General features: G+C 63.3%; 15 protein-coding genes. 10 read left to right on the top strand and 5 right to left on the bottom strand.

The window, feature by feature from the left end; translation table 11 throughout:
• Positions 1-328: 328 nt before the first annotated feature.
• Entirely contained in the window at positions 329-1,990 is a 1,662-nt protein-coding gene (locus tag NVS32_RS01105) for a putative manganese-dependent inorganic diphosphatase (protein WP_118109766.1), read from the bottom strand.
• A 317-nt stretch (positions 1,991-2,307) separates the two neighbouring features.
• Here NVS32_RS01105 and ettA point away from each other — a divergent pair, with 317 nt between their 5' ends.
• Together ettA and NVS32_RS01095 are read left to right on the top strand one after the other, a co-directional pair.
• Positions 2,308-3,987: an energy-dependent translational throttle protein EttA gene (gene ettA / locus NVS32_RS01100; RefSeq protein ID WP_258498384.1), complete on the top strand. Its 1,680-nt coding sequence runs from the start codon at positions 2,308-2,310 to the stop codon at positions 3,985-3,987.
• Between the two features lie 181 nt (positions 3,988-4,168).
• Positions 4,169-5,149 carry an L-lactate dehydrogenase gene (locus NVS32_RS01095; protein ID WP_258498383.1) on the top strand — a complete coding sequence of 327 codons (981 nt, stop codon included), beginning with the start codon at positions 4,169-4,171 and terminating at the stop codon, positions 5,147-5,149.
• 189 nt (positions 5,150-5,338) lie between these two features.
• Here NVS32_RS01095 and NVS32_RS01090 read toward each other — a convergent pair whose 3' ends face one another.
• Complete coding sequence (locus NVS32_RS01090) at positions 5,339-6,715, bottom strand: glycosyltransferase family 2 protein (protein ID WP_032110345.1); 1,377 nt, start codon at positions 6,713-6,715, stop codon at positions 5,339-5,341.
• A gap of 140 nt (positions 6,716-6,855) precedes the next feature.
• Between NVS32_RS01090 and NVS32_RS01085 the strand changes: the two genes are divergently transcribed.
• Positions 6,856-8,145: an immunoglobulin-like domain-containing protein gene (locus NVS32_RS01085; RefSeq protein WP_258498382.1), complete on the top strand. Its 1,290-nt coding sequence runs from the start codon at positions 6,856-6,858 to the stop codon at positions 8,143-8,145.
• Positions 8,146-8,462: 317 nt separating this feature from the next.
• Positions 8,463-8,825: a hypothetical protein gene (locus NVS32_RS01080; RefSeq protein ID WP_118078525.1), complete on the top strand. Its 363-nt coding sequence runs from the start codon at positions 8,463-8,465 to the stop codon at positions 8,823-8,825.
• Positions 8,826-8,853: 28 nt separating this feature from the next.
• Here the strand turns inward: NVS32_RS01080 and NVS32_RS01075 are convergent, their stop codons facing one another.
• Together NVS32_RS01075 and NVS32_RS01070 are read right to left on the bottom strand one after the other, a co-directional pair.
• On the bottom strand, positions 8,854-9,105 hold the full coding sequence (locus tag NVS32_RS01075; protein WP_032110343.1) for a hypothetical protein: 252 nt from the start codon (positions 9,103-9,105) through the stop codon (positions 8,854-8,856).
• 478 nt (positions 9,106-9,583) lie between these two features.
• The gene (locus NVS32_RS01070) at positions 9,584-10,507 is read right to left on the bottom strand and encodes a DMT family transporter (RefSeq protein ID WP_032110342.1); all 924 of its coding nucleotides are present in this window, start codon (positions 10,505-10,507) and stop codon (positions 9,584-9,586) included.
• A 154-nt stretch (positions 10,508-10,661) separates the two neighbouring features.
• Between NVS32_RS01070 and NVS32_RS01065 the strand changes: the two genes are divergently transcribed.
• Positions 10,662-11,519: a LysR family transcriptional regulator gene (locus NVS32_RS01065; protein WP_258498381.1), complete on the top strand. Its 858-nt coding sequence runs from the start codon at positions 10,662-10,664 to the stop codon at positions 11,517-11,519.
• 21 nt (positions 11,520-11,540) lie between these two features.
• Here the strand turns inward: NVS32_RS01065 and NVS32_RS01060 are convergent, their stop codons facing one another.
• Complete coding sequence (locus NVS32_RS01060) at positions 11,541-12,416, bottom strand: hypothetical protein (protein ID WP_258498380.1); 876 nt, start codon at positions 12,414-12,416, stop codon at positions 11,541-11,543.
• A gap of 109 nt (positions 12,417-12,525) precedes the next feature.
• Between NVS32_RS01060 and NVS32_RS01055 the strand changes: the two genes are divergently transcribed.
• From NVS32_RS01055 to NVS32_RS01035, 5 genes are all read left to right on the top strand, one after another.
• Positions 12,526-12,870: a hypothetical protein gene (locus NVS32_RS01055; RefSeq protein ID WP_118078517.1), complete on the top strand. Its 345-nt coding sequence runs from the start codon at positions 12,526-12,528 to the stop codon at positions 12,868-12,870.
• A gap of 247 nt (positions 12,871-13,117) precedes the next feature.
• Positions 13,118-13,882: a DeoR/GlpR family DNA-binding transcription regulator gene (locus tag NVS32_RS01050; protein WP_118078516.1), complete on the top strand. Its 765-nt coding sequence runs from the start codon at positions 13,118-13,120 to the stop codon at positions 13,880-13,882.
• The gene (pfkB, locus tag NVS32_RS01045; protein WP_118078515.1) at positions 13,879-14,784 is read left to right on the top strand and encodes a 1-phosphofructokinase; all 906 of its coding nucleotides are present in this window, start codon (positions 13,879-13,881) and stop codon (positions 14,782-14,784) included. The genes NVS32_RS01050 and pfkB overlap by 4 nt, the downstream gene beginning before the upstream one ends.
• A gap of 18 nt (positions 14,785-14,802) precedes the next feature.
• Positions 14,803-15,201 carry a PaaI family thioesterase gene (locus NVS32_RS01040; protein WP_118078514.1) on the top strand — a complete coding sequence of 133 codons (399 nt, stop codon included), beginning with the start codon at positions 14,803-14,805 and terminating at the stop codon, positions 15,199-15,201.
• Positions 15,202-15,365: 164 nt separating this feature from the next.
• Positions 15,366-16,742 (top strand): FAD-dependent oxidoreductase, encoded by a 1,377-nt coding sequence (locus NVS32_RS01035; protein WP_118343478.1) that lies wholly within the window; start codon positions 15,366-15,368, stop codon positions 16,740-16,742.
• Positions 16,743-16,778: the final 36 nt, after the last annotated feature.

Below are 16,778 nucleotides of genomic sequence, written 5' to 3'. Positions count from 1 at the left end.
AGTGGGGCGGGGGAGCAGCTCCTTGCCGCCCCCGCGCGGAGTCCCCCTCGCGCGGCAAAACCTCACACGCGGAGTCCCCCTTGCGCGGCAAAACCTCACACGTGATATTTCTATATTGATGCGAGAAGACAAAAGCCCAGGTAATGTTAAGAGAATATCAAATAAGAAACAACACGTGTGAGGTTTCTGGTCCGGCTTTGCTTCTTTCGCAACGTGTGGTCGCTCAGATAACGCTTGAATCGCTCAGGTCGATACAAAACCAGCCCCCGAACGTGTGCCGTCTCGCAACACATTCGGGGGCCGAGAAGAACTCTGCGCCGAGAAGCCCCTAGTCGTCCTCGTCGATCTTCTGGAGCGTCGCCATGATTGGCGGGATGATCTGCTTCTTGCGGCTCACCACGCCCTTGAGCAGCGCCATGCCGTCCTTGGGCGTGACGTCGAAGGCCTGCGCCACCACGTCCTCGGCGCCGTTGCCGTAGATCATGAGGTCGGTGCTCTGCGACTTAACGTCGGTGAACATGTAGAAGATCATGGGCAGCTCCTCGGCCTTGGCGGCCTCGGCGAGGAACGGCCGCACGAGGTTCTCGGCAGCCACGCGGCTGTTCTTTGTCATGTAGCTGCCCTGGCCCACGCCAAACTTGGCGTTGCCGCGGCTGAAGACCTTGAAGTCCTGGTGGAAGACCTCCTCGGCGGTGCGGCCCGTGAGGTCGGCGCCAGCCTCGAACATCGAGTCGGCGTACGTCTCGATGTCCTCGCCGCAGATCTTTGCCAGCTCCTCGGCCGCGTGACGGTCCTTGGCCGTGCAGGTGGGGGAGCGGAACGTGAGCGTGTCGGAGAGGATAGCCGAGAGCATGAGGCCCGCGATCTTGGGCGGAATCTCCACGCCGGCCTCGGCGTAGGCACTGTAGATGATCGTGCAGGTGCAGCCCACGGGCTCGGCGCGGTAGTAGACGGGCGCGTTCGTCTCGATGGTGCCAATGCGGTGGTGGTCGAGGATCTCCATGATCTCGGCCTGGTCAAGGCCGTCCACGGCCTGCGAGCGCTCGGAGTGGTCCACGAGAATGACGTGCTTGCGCTTGATGTTGATCAGGTTTGGCGAGCTCACCAGGCCAAAGTAGGAGCCGTCCTCGTCGATGACGGGGAAGAAGCGGTGACGCGACTTTGCCATGATCTTGCGCGCGTCGTCCACGGACGTGTTGACCGAGAACTGCAGGATGCCCTTGCGCAGCATCTTGGCACGCACGGGCACGGACATGCCGATGAGACGCGCGGCGGCGAAGGTGTCGTACGGCGTGGTGATGATGGTGCAGCCGTGGCGCTCGGCGGAGGCAATGACGCGCTTGGACACGTTGGCACCGCAGCAGATGACCAGGCACCCGGCGTCGCACTCGACGGCGAACTGCTGGGTCTCGTAGCGGTTGGTGACCAGCACGATGTCGCCGGCCTTGATGGTGTCCTCCATCATCTCGGGCGTGGTGCCCACGCGCACGTTGCCCTTGGTCACGCGGCCGTTGGGGTCGCCCAGAAGCAGCGTGCCGTTGAGCGTCTCGATGATGTTCTTATAGGTGGTCTGGGCCTCGGAGAGCATGGCGGTATCGAAGATGTCCATGTTCGCGTTGGCGACGTCCTTCACCGCGATGAGGCCCTCGAGGTGCTTGTCCTCGTCGGTGATGCAGAGCGTGTCCACCTTGGTGTCCTGCATCATGTTCCAGGCGGCGAACAGGCTCATCTCGGCGTCGATGCCGGGCTGCTTTTGCACCACGATGTCCTTGATCTGCGGCGTCACCGACGTAATGAGCGGCGGCTCCTCGAAGCCAAAGTGCTTGAGCACAAACGCGGTCTCGCGGTTGAGGGCGCCTGCGCGCCTGGCCTCGTAGATCGGCTCGTCGATCTGGTTCTTGAGGTAAGCGTAGGAAATGGCGGCGCAGATGCTGTCCGTGTCCGGATGCAAGTGGCCGATAACGTTGACCTTGCGGATTGCCTCTGGCATGAATCCCCCTCAGTTCTCTTTGCACCATGCCCGCCGCCAGAGCGGTCGCGGCCGTACAGGTGTATCCCATCCCCCTCGATTGTGCCACCGGTAGTAACAAAAAAGATGCACGCATGGGCGAAACCGCAGGTTTTAGGCATGCAGCGGCATCCGATTGTGCATAAACGTTGAAGGGCGCGGCCCCGTGCGCCGCCGCCCGCGGGGTCGCCCACACGCCCTCCCGTAGAATGGGAGCATACACACGCCCGTGGCGAGCCCTTCTCGCCGCATGCGGCACCCCCACCCAAGGGCACGTTTGGCCCCAGACAGGAGCAGCAATGGCAGAGTTCGTGTACCAGATGTACAAGGCCCGCAAGGTCGTGGGCGAGAAGGTCATTCTCGACGACGTCACCGTGGGCGTCTATCCCGGTGCCAAGATCGGTGTGGTTGGCCCCAACGGCATGGGCAAGTCCACGCTTCTCAAGGTCATGGCCGGCCTCGAGGACGTCTCCAACGGCGAGGCCCGCCTCACGCCGGGCTACACGGTGGGGCTTCTGCAGCAGGAACCGCCCCTCGATGAGGACAAGACCGTGCGCGAGAACATCGAGATGGCCTTCTCGGACGTGATCGCCAAGGTCAACCGCTTCAACCAGATTGGAGAGGAGATGGCGAGCCCCGACGCGGACTTTGACGCCCTCATGGCCGAGATGGGCCGCCTCCAGGATGAGATCGACGCCGCCAATGGCTGGGACCTGGACTCCCAGCTCTCGCAGGCCATGGACGCCCTGCAGTGCCCCGATCCGGACGCCCCGGTGACCCAGCTCTCCGGTGGCGAGCGTCGCCGCGTGGCGCTGTGCCGCCTGCTGCTCGAGGCGCCTGACCTGCTCCTTCTCGACGAGCCCACCAACCACCTGGACGCCGAGAGCGTGCTGTGGCTCGAGCAGTTCCTGCACAACTATCCCGGTGCCGTCATGGCCGTCACGCACGACCGCTACTTCCTGAACGACGTGGCGGGCTGGATCTGCGAGGTGGACCGCGGCCAGCTCTACCCCTACGAGGGCAACTACTCCACCTATCTGGAGAAGAAGGCCGCCCGCCTGGAGGCAGAGGGCCGCGAGAACGCCAAGCGCGCCAAGAAGATGCGCTCCGAGCTCGAGTGGGTGCGCCAGAGCCCCAAGGCGCGCCAGGCCAAGAACCGCGCGCGCCTGGAGCGCTACGAGCAGATGGAGGCCGAGGCCAGGGCCACCAAGAAGCTCGACTTCTCCGAGATCCAGATCCCCGTGGGCCCGCGCCTGGGCGCCAAGGTGCTTACGGTGGAGCATCTCACCAAGGCGTTTGGCGACCGCATCCTTATCGACGACCTCTCCTTTGACCTGCCGCGCAACGGCATCGTGGGCGTGATTGGCCCCAACGGCGTGGGCAAGACCACGCTCTTCAAGATGATCGTTGGCCAGGAGCAGCCCTCTTCGGGCACGCTGGAGCTGGGCGAGACGGTCAAGCTATCCTACGTGGACCAGATGCGCGCCGGCATCGACCCCAAGAAGAGCGTCTGGGAGGTTGTCTCGGACGGCAACGACTACATCACCGTGGGCGACACGGAGATTCCCAGCCGCGCCTACGTGGCCACCTTCGGCTTCAAGGGCACGGACCAGCAGAAGCCTGCAGGCGTGCTCTCCGGTGGCGAGAGGAACCGCCTGAACCTGGCCCTTACCCTTCGCCAGGGCGGAAACCTCCTCCTGCTGGACGAGCCCACGAACGACCTCGACACCGAGACGAGCGAGAGCCTGGAGGATGCCCTCGAGCGCTTCCCCGGCTGCTCGGTGGTCACGAGCCACGACCGCTGGTTCCTCGACCGCGTGGCCACGCACATCCTGGCCTGGGAGGGCACGGACGAGAACCCCGGCAGCTGGCACTGGTTCGAGGGCAACTTTGAGGCCTACCAGGCCGACCGCGAGCGTCGCCTGGGCCCGGAGGCGTCCAAGCCCCACCGCCTGCACCGCAAGCTCACCCGCGACTAATGAGACAAAGGGAGTTTCCCTTTGTCTCATGCGCGGGCTGCTAGAAGGGCGGTTCCCCGACTCATTCAAACAAGTCGGCGAGCGGACGGTCGCGAGGCCGCCCGCTCGCTTTCTAGTGACGTATCATTTCCCCTTGGTGAGTAGTTGCACAGTAGTTGTCCGTCCATCAAGGAGGAAAGCAATGCCTATTGAGAAGCCATACCAGACGCGCAAGGTTGTCATTATCGGCGCCGGTCGCGTTGGCAGCCACGTTGCACTGTGCCTGATGTTTCGCCACCTCGTGAACGAGATCGTGTTTCTCGACGTGAACCGTGAGGCCGCAGAGGCCCAGGTCATGGACCTCGAGGACCTTGCCTCGGGCATGGGCGACTCGTTCACCATCCGTGTTGGTGACTACGCCGACTGCGCGGACGCCCACTTCATCGTTCTCACCGCCGGCCGCAGCCGCAGGCCCGGCGAGACGCGCCTCGACATGCTCGGCGGCACCATGAAGGTGCTCGAGGGCATCGTTGGCCCCGTGCGCGACTCCGGCTTCAACGGCATCGTGCTGAGCGTCTCCAACCCCGCCGACATCGTGACCGAGTACCTGTACCGCAACCTCGGCCTGCCGCGCGAGCATGTCTTTGGGACCGGCACCGCGCTCGACTCCGTGCGACTGCGCCGCATCCTCTCTGGCATCATCGACGTCGACGCCAAGCAGATTCAGGCCTTCTGCATGGGCGAGCACGGCGACTCCTCGTTCATCCCCACCTCGCATGTGACCGTTGGCTCAATCACGCTGCGCGAGTACCTTGCGATGAACCACCACTCCGGCACCAACATCGACTTCGACGAGGTCAAGCGCATGGTCAAGGAGTCTGGCAGCAAGATCGTGGGAGGCAAGGGCTGCACCGAGTTTGGCATCGCCTCGGTTGTCGCCGAGATCATCACGGCCATCCTGCACAACGAGAAGCGCATGCTGCCCCTCTCGGTGCACCTCGAGGGCGAGTACGGCGAGAGCGGTATCTCCGCAGGTACGCCTTGCATCGTGGGCTCCAACGGCATTGATGCCGTGCTCGAGATTGACCTCTCCTACGACGAGCGCCGCGCCATGCGCAACTCCTGCTCGATCATCCGCGGCTACGTCGACCAGGTCATGCCCGAGGTTCCCGCGCAGGAGTAGGGAAGGATTTCTCGGCACCTGGTGCGGTGCTGGAGCGACGCCGCGCCGGGTGCATACGGCACACGTTCGCACCCGAATGCGTGATAAGCCGAATGCGTGACAGACGGGCCGGCCGTGCGGGAATCCCGCGCGACCGGCCCAAGCCATAACGATGCCGATAAAAGCCTCGCGCCGAGAAGTGCCGACGCCCTACGCCAGGGTGCGCCGGATGCTCTCGAGCGCCTTCATGCGGTCGCTCCTGTAGCGGTTGGCCTCGTCCTCGTCCATGGACGAGCAGCGCACGCGGTCGCAGTCGCGAAGCGCCTGCACAATGGCCTCCATCACGGGCTGCGCCTGCTCGGTAGGCGTGACCAGGAGTAGCCTGGTCTTCGCTGCCCCGGTGGCCGCGATGGCACTGGGGGCCGCGGCAACAACGGCCGCAGCCTCGTCGCCCGCATCTGGGCGCTCTACGCGCGTCTCCACGGTGACCAGGCGCTTTGACTGCAAACGCTGCAGCGTACGCGCCAGCTGGAGCGTAGAGAAGCCACAGTAGTCCGCCAGCTCCTCTCGGCCCGAGAAGACCGTGCCAAGTCGCACAAAGGCAAGGAGCCGCACATCACGTGGGGTGAGGTCAAACCGCGCAGCCACAAGCTCGAGGTTCCTCTCGACCAGCTTCTCCTCGAAGTACAGGCCGAGAAGCGTATCGGCATCCATCTCGGGGTTCACGTAGACGGGCACGCGCTCCTCGCCCAGCTTGGCCGAGCGCTGCCACGGCATGATGTCACCGTCGCCGGCGGACTCTATGTAGAAGCGGTAGATGTCGGGACGGCGCGCGCGGTAGTCCTCCTCGTCAAAGACCTGCTTGTAGAAGTCGTTGTAGTACTCAATCACGTTGAGCTTCATCTGGACGACCTTGGCGGGGTTGGCGCCCTGGCTGGCCAGCGAGCCCCTGGTTCGCACGTAGTAGTAGACGGGCACCTGCAGCGGGTAGATGCGCTTGCAGTGCAGCTCGTACTCCATGTTGAAGATGAAGTCCTCGCACCAGCTGAGCGTGACGTCCATGCGCAGCTGGTACTTCTCGATGATGTCGCGACGGTAGAGCTTGTTCCACACCACGCCAAAGTAGAAGTCCGAGGGGTTCTGGATCATGTAGTCGCCAAACTCCTCGCGCGAGAGGACGCCCTCGGCGTCGATGTCGCCCTTGCGCGAGACCTTGCTGCCAATCACGCGGTAGAAGTCCGCGATGACCATGTCGCAGTCGTTGTCCTCCATGGCGCGCACGAGAAGGCGCGTTGCCTCGGGGGCAATCCAGTCATCCGAGTCGAGAAACTGCACGTAATCGCCTTGCGCGGCATCAAGCGCCTTGTTGCGCGTGTCCGAGACGCCGGAGTTTGCCTTGTGGAGCACGCGCACGCGGCTGTCCTTCTCGGCGTACTCGTTGCAGAGGGCGGGCGAGGAGTCCGTGCTGCCGTCGTCTGCCAGGATGAGCTCGAAGTCGCGGTACTCCTGCCCCAAGATGCTGTCGACGCACCTCCGCAGCGTCTCCTGGGCGTTGTAGACGGGAACGATGATGCTTACCTTGGGCATGACGCCCCTCTCGACGAGACCGTTGCGTGGTGAGCGCCCCGTGGCGGGCGCGCGGGCTTCAATTGTAGACTACGGGCTTTGCTATCCTTTAAGGTCGAGAAGGCCGGGTTGGGCGGTCTCGATCGGATTGGTGATGGTTCATGGCAAACAGGGAGAACAGCTACAAGGGTCGTGGGGGGCGAGACAGCATTCGCGTCTCGCACTACGTGCCGGAGCAGACGGGCGAGAAGGGCCCTGGCAACGATTCAGCGAGCGACGCCCAGAGGTGCGCGCAGGAGCGAGGCCAGCGGGGCGGCCAGCGTCGCCGCCAGTCGGCGAGCGACGTGCGCGTGCTGCGGCCGGGTGTTGTACCTGGCACGCAACCTCCCGCCAGGGCAGAGCAGGCCCGCACCTACGCCGAGCGCCACCGCAAGGAGCAACGCTCGCGCACCGTGCGCTGCGGGATTCTCATCGCCGTTGCCTGCGGGGTTGCCCTTGTCGTGGGCATTGTGGCTGCCCGCGGCGGAGTGGGATCCTTGCTCCCGGATAACGCCGGTTCTGGCAGTGGCAATGAGCCCGCGACCCAGGGAGCGAGCGGATCGCAGAGTGCGGAGCAGGGTGCCCGGGCCACGGGCGCCCAGAACGACGGCAGCATCGTGATGACGCTGGGCGGCAGTGCAGACACCTACGTCAAGCGTGGCGAGGGCTACGTGGACGGTGGTTGCTACGCGCACGACCGCACGGACGGCATGATCACCGACAAGGTCACGGCTTCGGGGGAGGTCGATACCACGACGCTGGGAGACTATACCGTGACGTATACCGTCGAGGACTCCGCGGGCATGGTGGCCACAGCCACGCGGACGGTGCACGTGGTAGACGACGTTGATGGCGGCTGGGACGACGACGGCATTTCGGTCTTCATGTACCACGACGTCTACGATGCGGCAAACCCTCCCGAAGGTGCCTCGAGCGACCAGAACCTCATCTCGACCACCCTGCTTGACCAGCAGCTTTCCTGGCTCAACGAGAACGGCTACTACTTCCCGTCGTGGGCCGAGGTGCGTGCCTACATCGAGGGTGGCCACTCGCTGCCGGCAAAGTCGGTGGTGCTCACCTTCGACGACGGCTCCGAGGGCTTCCTCACCTATGCGATTCCGCTGCTCGAGAACCACAAAATCCCTGCTACCTCGTTTGTCATCTGCAGCGACAGCGACATCCAGGACAAGCTCTCGAACTACGCCAGCCCCTACGTGGACTTCCAGTCGCACTCGTACGATCTGCACCGGGCGGGCACTTCGGGCAAGGGCCACGGCGGGCGCATCTACGACCTTACTTCCGACGAGGTCGCCGAGGACCTCAAGCAGTCCGCAGACATCCTCAAGACGAGCGATGCCTTTGCCTATCCGTTTGGCGACGTCTCCGACGCGGCGCCTGCAGGGGTGGAGTAGGCCGGTTTCCTTCTCGCGTTCACTACGCAGTACGGGCAGGTGCATCCGGGTGACGATCCCATGCAGCTCAAGCGCATGCGCGTGTTTGGCACCTACGAGCTGGGAAGCTTCGAGTACCAGGCGGCGCATGGCATAGGGTAGCGTAGCGCCTCTCGCGTGCCGGGGGCTTTCAAGCTACATGTCAGTGTGTCGGAACTTACGTGGCGACGGGTTGCCGGGTCGGGGCGTCTCGGTATCATCAGAGTGCAGGCGGCGCGCCCTTCTCGGCGCGTCGCATCGTTTGGGGCCAGCTGCCCCGATGGGGGCGGGGGTCTCTCATGGCGTTGTTTGACAGGAAGTCAAAGGGTGCTCGCGCGACCTCCGGAGCCGTGCGCGTGCCTCCCACGGCATCGCGGCATGATGGCAACACGGCCGGTCGCGATGGGCGTCGACGCGCGGCGAGTGCGTCGCCCGCTGCGTCTGCGGAGCGCCAGGCTGCTCCCGCCCGGCGCGTGTCAACAGGGTCTCCGTATGAGACAGGCAGCTACGGTGCGGTTGACGCGCGCGATGCCGAGGCGCAGGTCTACGCACGACGCCGCCGCGAGCAGGCGCGGCGCGACGCGCTGCGGGTTGTGGCGATTGCTGCTGTGGCCGTGGTGGTGCTTATCGTTGTGTTGGTGGTCGCAGGCGTGCTGGGGTAGGCGGCCGTTAGTCGAGTGGGCTTCTCGGCTAGTGGTGCCTGGCGAAGGAGCTTGCCGTGGAGGGCTGGGCCAGAAACGTCTGTGACATGGCGGATATGGCAACTATTACCAACGCGCAGGCCACAATGATGAGCAGCACGTAGACGAGGGTGCGGTTGTCGACGTGACCGACGTTGGACACCAGCTGAGAGAAGTGCGACGGCTTGTGCTTTGATGCGGGGGATGACGCGGAGTCCTTGCCCTGGTCAGCATGCATCTGGCTCTCTGTTTCAAGCCCCATCGTGACTTCCTCATCCCCCTGAAAAATCCCCTTGGGCCACAGTATGCGACAAATGAGCTTTCAGCTGCCTTACTCTTTCAAGTTCTCTTGGGATTCTCACGGAGGTCGATGGCGGAGGGCGGCCGAACTGGGGCGGGTTCCGATGTCCCGGTCATCGGCGCAGAATACGTCCAGCCGTGTGTTCTGCCGGTCTAGCGCGCTTCTCGTCCAGTGCAGTTCTCGGCCAGTGCGGCGCTAGATTATTGCGCGAAAAAGCTGGCTTGTTGAGAGTTTCCGCAGTTGAGGCTTTTTCGCCCAGGAATAACGTTCAATAATTGCGGGCGAGAGCCGTGTTCCAGAACCGCTGCCTAGAGGTTGTGGGCTAGGACTGCGTTCCAGAACCGCCGCCGGCGCCATGCGGCAACCAAAAAGGTACGGGCGTCGTGTAAGGGAAACAACCAGTTAGCAAGAGGGACGCGATTGTCGCGCCTGCGAGACCCTACGCTGCGAGGTTGCTAGCGGAGCGGCTCCCCGCAAGGCGACGGCTGGTCTCCACAGAACCGCGGCGCTTGCCGGCAACCTCGCAGAAGATGGCGCCACCCAGTATGAGCACCGTGCCGGCAACGTTTGCGGGCGTGAGGGCCTCGCCAAGGATGAGCACCGAGAGGATCACGGCCGAGAGCGGTTCGAGGTAGCCCCACACCGAGACGCGCTGCACGGGCAGCTGACCCATAGCGGAGAAGTACAGGTAGCAGCCAAGGCCCGTGTTCACGAGGCCCAGGCAGAGAATGGCGGGCCAGTTGGCCGAGAGGGGCACGGCCAGCTCTGAGCCGTGGGCGACAAGCGCAAACACGGCGACGGCGGCAAAGCTCGCAACCAGCTGGATCGCAGAGGCCTCAATACCGGCTACGGCGTTGGATGCGCGCTTGCTGCAGATGACCATCACCGCGTACATGACGGCCGACATGCCACCGCACACAAGCCCCCACGGCGAGAGCGCCACGCCTTTGCCCTGCGCCACCACGAGAAACGCACCGCAGATAACGGCCGCAAAGCCCAGCAGCTTGGCGGGGGTGAGTCGCTCGTGGAAGAGGACCGGCGAGAGCGCCATCACAATGACCGGCCCACAGTAGTAGGCAAGAGACGCAATGCCCACGCCAATGAGCTTGTATGCCTCAAAGAGGAAGATCCAACCCACGCCCAGCGCCGCGCCGGATGAGGCAAGGTAGGCAGCGTCGTGTGGGTGGTCGAGAAACGCGGGACGCTTGCGGGCGCCCAGCACGATGAGGGCAAGCAGCGTGCCGCCAAGAAGGGTGCGGAGCAGGACGATCTGCCAGCTGGGAAGCGAGATCTGGCTAGCAATGATGCCGTTTGAGCCAAAGACGAGCAGTGACAGCAGGTACTTCCTTGACGCGCGCGACATGCATGACCTCCCATGGCACCTCAATTTCCTCAAACACTTTCGCAGAATGTGTATGCTGAGAAAAGCGAATGTTTATCATGAGATACATGATGATTTGTCATGCAACCGGCGGCGGGATCACCCGCCATCGCGTCGTGAGCCGCAAGGGAGCTCCATGGACGCAAACATCCAGAAGTACCAGGCATTTGTCGAGACCGTACGAACGGGTAGCTTTACGCGGGCAGCGCGCTCGCTCTCGTACACACAGTCCGGCGTGAGCCGCATGATCGCCGACCTCGAGCGCGACTGGGGCATGACGCTTCTCGAGCGCAGCCGCGCGGGTGTGACGCTCACCAGCGAGGGGCGCGCGGTGCTGCCCTTCGTGGAGGGCGTGTGCGGCGACTACCGCCGCCTGGAGTCGCAGATAGATGACCTCAATGGGCTTGCCGCGGGCAGTATCCGCATAGGGACCTTCTCGTCTGTGGCCACACACATCCTGCCCAAGGTCATCGGCCGCTTCCAGAAGGACTACCCCGCCATCGAGTACGAGCTGCTCATGGGCGACTACACCGAGATTGACGGCTGGGTGGCGTCCGGCCGCGTGGACTTTGGCTTCCTCCCGCGTGCGCCGCGCTACTCGGGACTCGCCGAGCGCGTGGTTGAGCGAGACGAGCTCATGGCGGTGCTCCCGGTGGGCCACCGGCTGGCGGGGGAGGCGTCCGTGCCCGTCTCGGCGCTCTGCGAGGAGCCGTTCATCGTGCTCGAGCGCGGCCAGGACGACGAGATAACCCCCATCTTCGAACGCGCGGGCCTCTCGCCCAACGCACGCTTTTCCACCTGGGACGACTACGCCATCATGTCGATGGTCGAAAGCGGCCTGGGCCTCTCGATCCTGCCGGCGCTCATCCTGCGGAGAAACCCCTACGCCATCGTGACCAAGCCGCTCGAGCCGGCCACGTACCGCGACATTCGCGTGGTCTATCGCGAGGGAGCGCTGCCACGAGCCGCGCGCCGCTTCCTCGAGTACCTGTGAGCGGATTTTGGTTGAGACTCCCTACTCACCCGTCACGTCGCGGAACTCCTGCGTGCCGGCATCGGACCAGGAGGTCTTTCCAGATGCGATGACCTCGCCCGTCTCGTGCACGTATGCGTACTCGTCGAGCAGCGCCGCCTCTTCGATCGACCAGCTGCCATAATCCTCCACGGGGCAGCTCTCCAGCGCAAAGAGCGCGCACGCGCCGTTCGCAGACTCGTGATCATAGACGAGAATCACGACCTTCTCGCTGTCCTGGCAGAGAATGACCTGCTCATCACCCTTGGCGTTGTACGTCACCTGGTAGCCGTAGCCCTGCGACTTGAGCGCCGCGTCGTAGACGGCTTTGTAGCCCGCGTCTATCTCCTCGGCCTCCTGCTGAGCGACCTCGGAGGATGTGGTGTCTTCATCGGTTGGCGTGGCAGGCGTGTTTGCCTCCGCGTCTGGCAGACCGCCCAGGCTCTCGTCCGCTGCTGCCCGACCTTTCGAGACGCTTCCGTCAAAACCCATGGTCACAAGCTCGTCGCTCTGTTCGGACCCCTTAAGGCGCACCTCGGCGCCCGAGTTCTTCCAGCTCACTTGCCAGCTAGTGGTGCGCACCTGTCCGCCGTCATCCGCGATGCTGGTGTCCACGTGTGAGACTTCGTAGCGGCCCAGCCTGAGGACAAGGCGCGCATCCGCCGGCGAGAAGAACAAGGGCTCGCCAACGGCCTGCAGCTCAAGCGTGAACCTGCCGTCCGGGGAGGTTGACGTGTCAACGGTGCGGACGGCGTAGTTCAGCTCATACGCCAGTGCAACCAAGAGTACCGCCAGCACAACGGTGATTCCGCCTATAACGGCAAGGACGGTCTTTATTACGTGACCGGCTCGGTGCTTTTTGCCGTGGTCGGATGCCATGCTGCCTCCCTCTGCGTTGCGCGGTTACGCACGATGCTAGCAGGACTTTGCCGAGTGACGGCGGGATACAGCCCCTCTTGGGATAGAGTGTTTGTGAGAGGGGGGCGCCATGGAGGACAAGTTTCTCAAGCTTGCGGGGCTGGCGCTTGTGGCGTTTGTTGCCATGGCCGTCATTTTCCAGATTGCAGAGCAGCTGGATACTTTCGCGCGTGGCATCGCATGCGCAGCGGGGATCGGCGTGATGGTGGGGTTGCCCCTTTGTGTGCTGCGCACCTTCTTTGGTGACGATGCGCGCCCTCGGCCGGGTACCTGGAACGGGCTTGTCGCCATGGTTGCAATCTTTGCGTTCTCGCTACTCTTCTACGGGATGTCCGGCCAGCTTGACGGCAGCGCTGCGGCGGCCATGATTATGCTTCCCGGATTCGTAACGCTTCTGGGCATCTTGCGGGGCTGAGCGGGACCAGTGCACTTTACGGTGCGACGTGGTACCGGAGCGACCTTGCGGATATTTGACCGAACTTGACTGATTTTGATTGAAATTGATTGAAACTGCGAGACAATCAACCTAAGCGCGGGGCCCGTACGGCGATTCATTGGGGGAGCGTGCGGGTCTCGCGTCTGTACTGCATTACCATGTCGGCAGAGTGTTCTACCTGCTCTGATATTGCTTTGGGTCTAGGCGAGCCGTGGGGGTGGCGCGCATGCTTGCGCGTGAGCGACAGGACATCATCATTCGGCTCGTGCGCGAGCACGGTTCTGTCACCACGTCAGAGCTCATGTCCATGCTCGGTGCCTCCGAGTCGACTGTCCGCCGTGACCTAGAAATTCTCGACAAGCAGCACCAGCTCAGCCGCGTGCGTGGTGGTGCCACGGCGGTGGTCTCCCGCGCGCGTCTCGTCCTTCACGACGCCTCCGTTGCCCAGAAGCGCGACGTCAACACCGTTGCCAAGCGAGCCATTGGCGCCCGTGCCGCCGCACTCGTAGGCCCAGACGACTTTGTCTACATCGACGCGGGCACCTCGACCATGCAGCTTGCGGAGGCCATCACCCAGACGGAGGCCACGTACTTCACCAACTCGATTCCCCATGCGCAGCTTCTTCTCGCCAAGGGATGCAAGACCTACCTACCTGGCGGGATGGTGAAGCCCCTTACGGAGGCGCTGGTAGGGGAGGCAACCATAGCCTCGCTCGAGAACCTCCACTTTACGTTGGGCTTTTGGGGCACCAACGGCATCTCGCGCGAGGCCGGCTTCACAACACCGGAGTACAGCGAGGCAAAGGTCAAGGAGGTCAGCATGGGGCATACCATGCGTCGCTACGTGCTGGCCGACCAGAGCAAGTTTGACCAGGTATCTCTCGTCACCTTTGCGTCCTTCGAGGACGCGACCATACTCACCGACCGGCTCCCGCCAGACGGGAGCTTTCAGGATGCAGACAACGTCGTGGAGGTAGGGAGCAGCTCATGATTTACACCGTAACGTTCAACCCGTCGCTCGACTACATCGTTCGCCTTGACGACCTTCGCCTGGGCGAGATCAACCGCGTGAACTACGAGCAGGTCCTGCCTGGTGGCAAGGGGATCAACGTCTCCATTGTGCTCTCCAACCTTGGGCACGCGTCCACGGCGCTGGGCTTTGTCGCCGGCTTCACGGGCAAGGAGATCGAGGTGCGCATGAGCGCCTATGGTGCCACCTGCGACTTTATCCAGGTCAAGGAGGGCATGAGCCGCATCAACGTGAAGGCGAAGGCCAAGGAGGAGACGGCCATCAACGGCCTTGGCCCCAAGATCACGCCCGAGGACATCGACGCGCTCTACGCAAAGCTTGACGCCCTCGAGGCCGGTGACCTGCTCGTCATTGCCGGAAACGTGCCCTCGATGCTGCCCTCCGACATCTATGAGCGCATCATGAGCCGCCTCGACGGCCGTGGCATAGACATCGTGGTGGACGCCGAGCGCGACCTTCTCGTGAACGTCCTCCCGTACCACCCCTTCCTGGTGAAGCCCAACAACCACGAGCTGGGCGACATCGTTGGCGCCACCATCGCACACCGCGACGAGGTCGAGCCCTACGCGCGCATGCTGCAGGAGCGCGGTGCCAGGAACGTGCTGGTCTCCATGGGTGGCGAGGGCGCTGTCCTGGTCCCCGAGAAGGGTGACGTTGTCATGAGCGAGGCGCCCAAGGGGACCATGGTCAACACCGTGGGCGCGGGTGACTCGATGGTTGCCGGTTTCCTCACGGGTTGGATCGAGAGCAACGGAGACTACGAGACGGCATTCAAGATGGGCGTCTGCACGGGATCTGCCAGCGCATTCTCGGACAACCTGGCTACACGTCCCGAGGTCGAGGCCCTGCTCGCAAAGATGTAGGCGTTGGGAGAACCTTGCATGGCAGACGACACGCTCGACCAGATACGCGAGAAGTTCTCGCACGACCGCTTTGCGACCGAGGCCTGCGGCTGCAGGGTGGACGAGGCCCGCGCGGGTCATGCGGTTTGCTCGCTCGATCTCACGCCCAAGCACATCAACGAGAAGGGCGTCCCCATGGGTGGCGCCATCTTCACGCTGGCGGACTTTGCGATTGCCGTTGCCTCTAACCTGGGGCGCGTCCCTACGTTCTCGGTTTCGTGCAGCATCGAGTTTCTCAGTGTCGCAAAGGGGCACCGCCTGATTGCCACTGCAGACGTCGATCGCGCGGGCCACACGCTGGGGTTCTATACGGCTGTGGTGACCGACGAGCTAGGCACGCTGGTTGCAAAGATGACGTCTGTTGGGTATGGCAGATAGGCCGATTCGATGCAGACGAAGAACAGCTGCCCCGCCCCTGAGTCCCTCAGCAGCCTTCCTTCCCGCTTGCCCAATAGTCATCCGCACAACCGAGCTGACGGATTATCATCAACCTTACGTGAATTTGTTTGCTTTCGAGCAATTTTCTTTGGAAGGTGGGTACGGTGGACAAGAACTCCAGCATCTGCATCGTCGGCGGTGGCCCCGCGGGACTTTCGCTGGCCATGTACCTCGAGAAGAACGGTTACAACAACTACCGCATCTTCGAGCGCGCGGACCACGTAGGCGGCAAGGCATTCTCGCCGCTCATGAAGGTCAAGAACGCCAACGGCGAGTGGGAGGATCGCACCATCGAGATGGGCGCGGTCATGGGCTGCGACACCTACTTCGCCGTCCACGAGTGCGAGGAATTTGGCGGCACCACGCACGAGGATGGCCCCAAGATGGGCCGCAAGTTCATGAACACCGACGGCACGCCACTAAAGTCAAAGAAGATCGACCTTCTCAAGAAGGTCATGAAGATGAACAAGCTGTCGCGCCTGCTCGACAAGAAGTACAAGGGCTACGACGTCAACGGCCACCGTGGCGTTGCGCAGGGTCGCTACGAGGGTCCGTGCCCCTCGCCGGAGCTCAAGCTCGCGCACATCGAGGGCGAGAACCCCAACCTCAAGGATCTCTCGATGCCGTTCTCGGAGTTCCTCAAGAAGAACGGCTGCGAGGACGCCGAGCTGGTCTGGAAGGGCCCCTTCACCTCGTTTGGCTACGGCTACTTTGACGAGATTCCCGCAGCTTACGTCCTCAAGTACCTCGACGCCTTTACCGTGAGGCAGTTCCTCTCCACCGGCAAGCTCTGGACCTGGAAGAACGGCACCCAGTCCATCTGGCAGGGCGTGAACGACCACCTCAAGCACCCGGCCGAGCTCAACAGCACCATCACGTCCATCCGTCGCACGCCCGAGAAGGTCTACGTCACCGTGAACGGCGGCGAGGAGCAGGCCTTTGACAAGCTGGTCATCTGCACGCCGCTTGAGCTCTTCCTGGAGTACGGCGACGCCAATCAGGCCGAGCATGAGCTCTTCTCCAAGATCGTGCACAAGGAGTACTTCACGATGGCCGTGCGCACGGACGAGGACAAGGCGCCGGAGATCTCGTACTACTACTTTGACAACATGACGCCCGAGACCCGCGGCCACCTCATGGTCTTCTACCACCGCTGGCCGGACGCCGGCCCGCAGCCGCTGGTCACCTTCACGCTGCGCAACCACGAGGGCATGGAGGACGTGCCGTTTGACGAAGCACGCGACACCACGCTTGCCGACATGGCAAAGTCTGGCCTGCCGGTGACCAAGACAGAGCGCATCGACGACTGGTACTACTTCCCGCACGTGAGCTCTGCGGACTACGCGGATGGCTGGTACGACAAGGTCGAGGCCATGCAGGGCGAGAACAACACCTTCTACGCCGGCGAGGTCATGGCCTTTGGCGACATGGAGGAGACGGCCGAGTACTCCCGCGACCTGGTGAGGCGATTCTTCGCATAGGGGCAAGTGGGATGTGTGCCGTGGCGGCGTCGGGGT

It is taken from the genome of Tractidigestivibacter montrealensis (genome assembly GCF_024741235.1).
GTDB lineage: Bacteria > Actinomycetota > Coriobacteriia > Coriobacteriales > Atopobiaceae > Tractidigestivibacter > Tractidigestivibacter montrealensis.
This window is presented reverse-complemented; position numbering and strand designations above follow the sequence as displayed.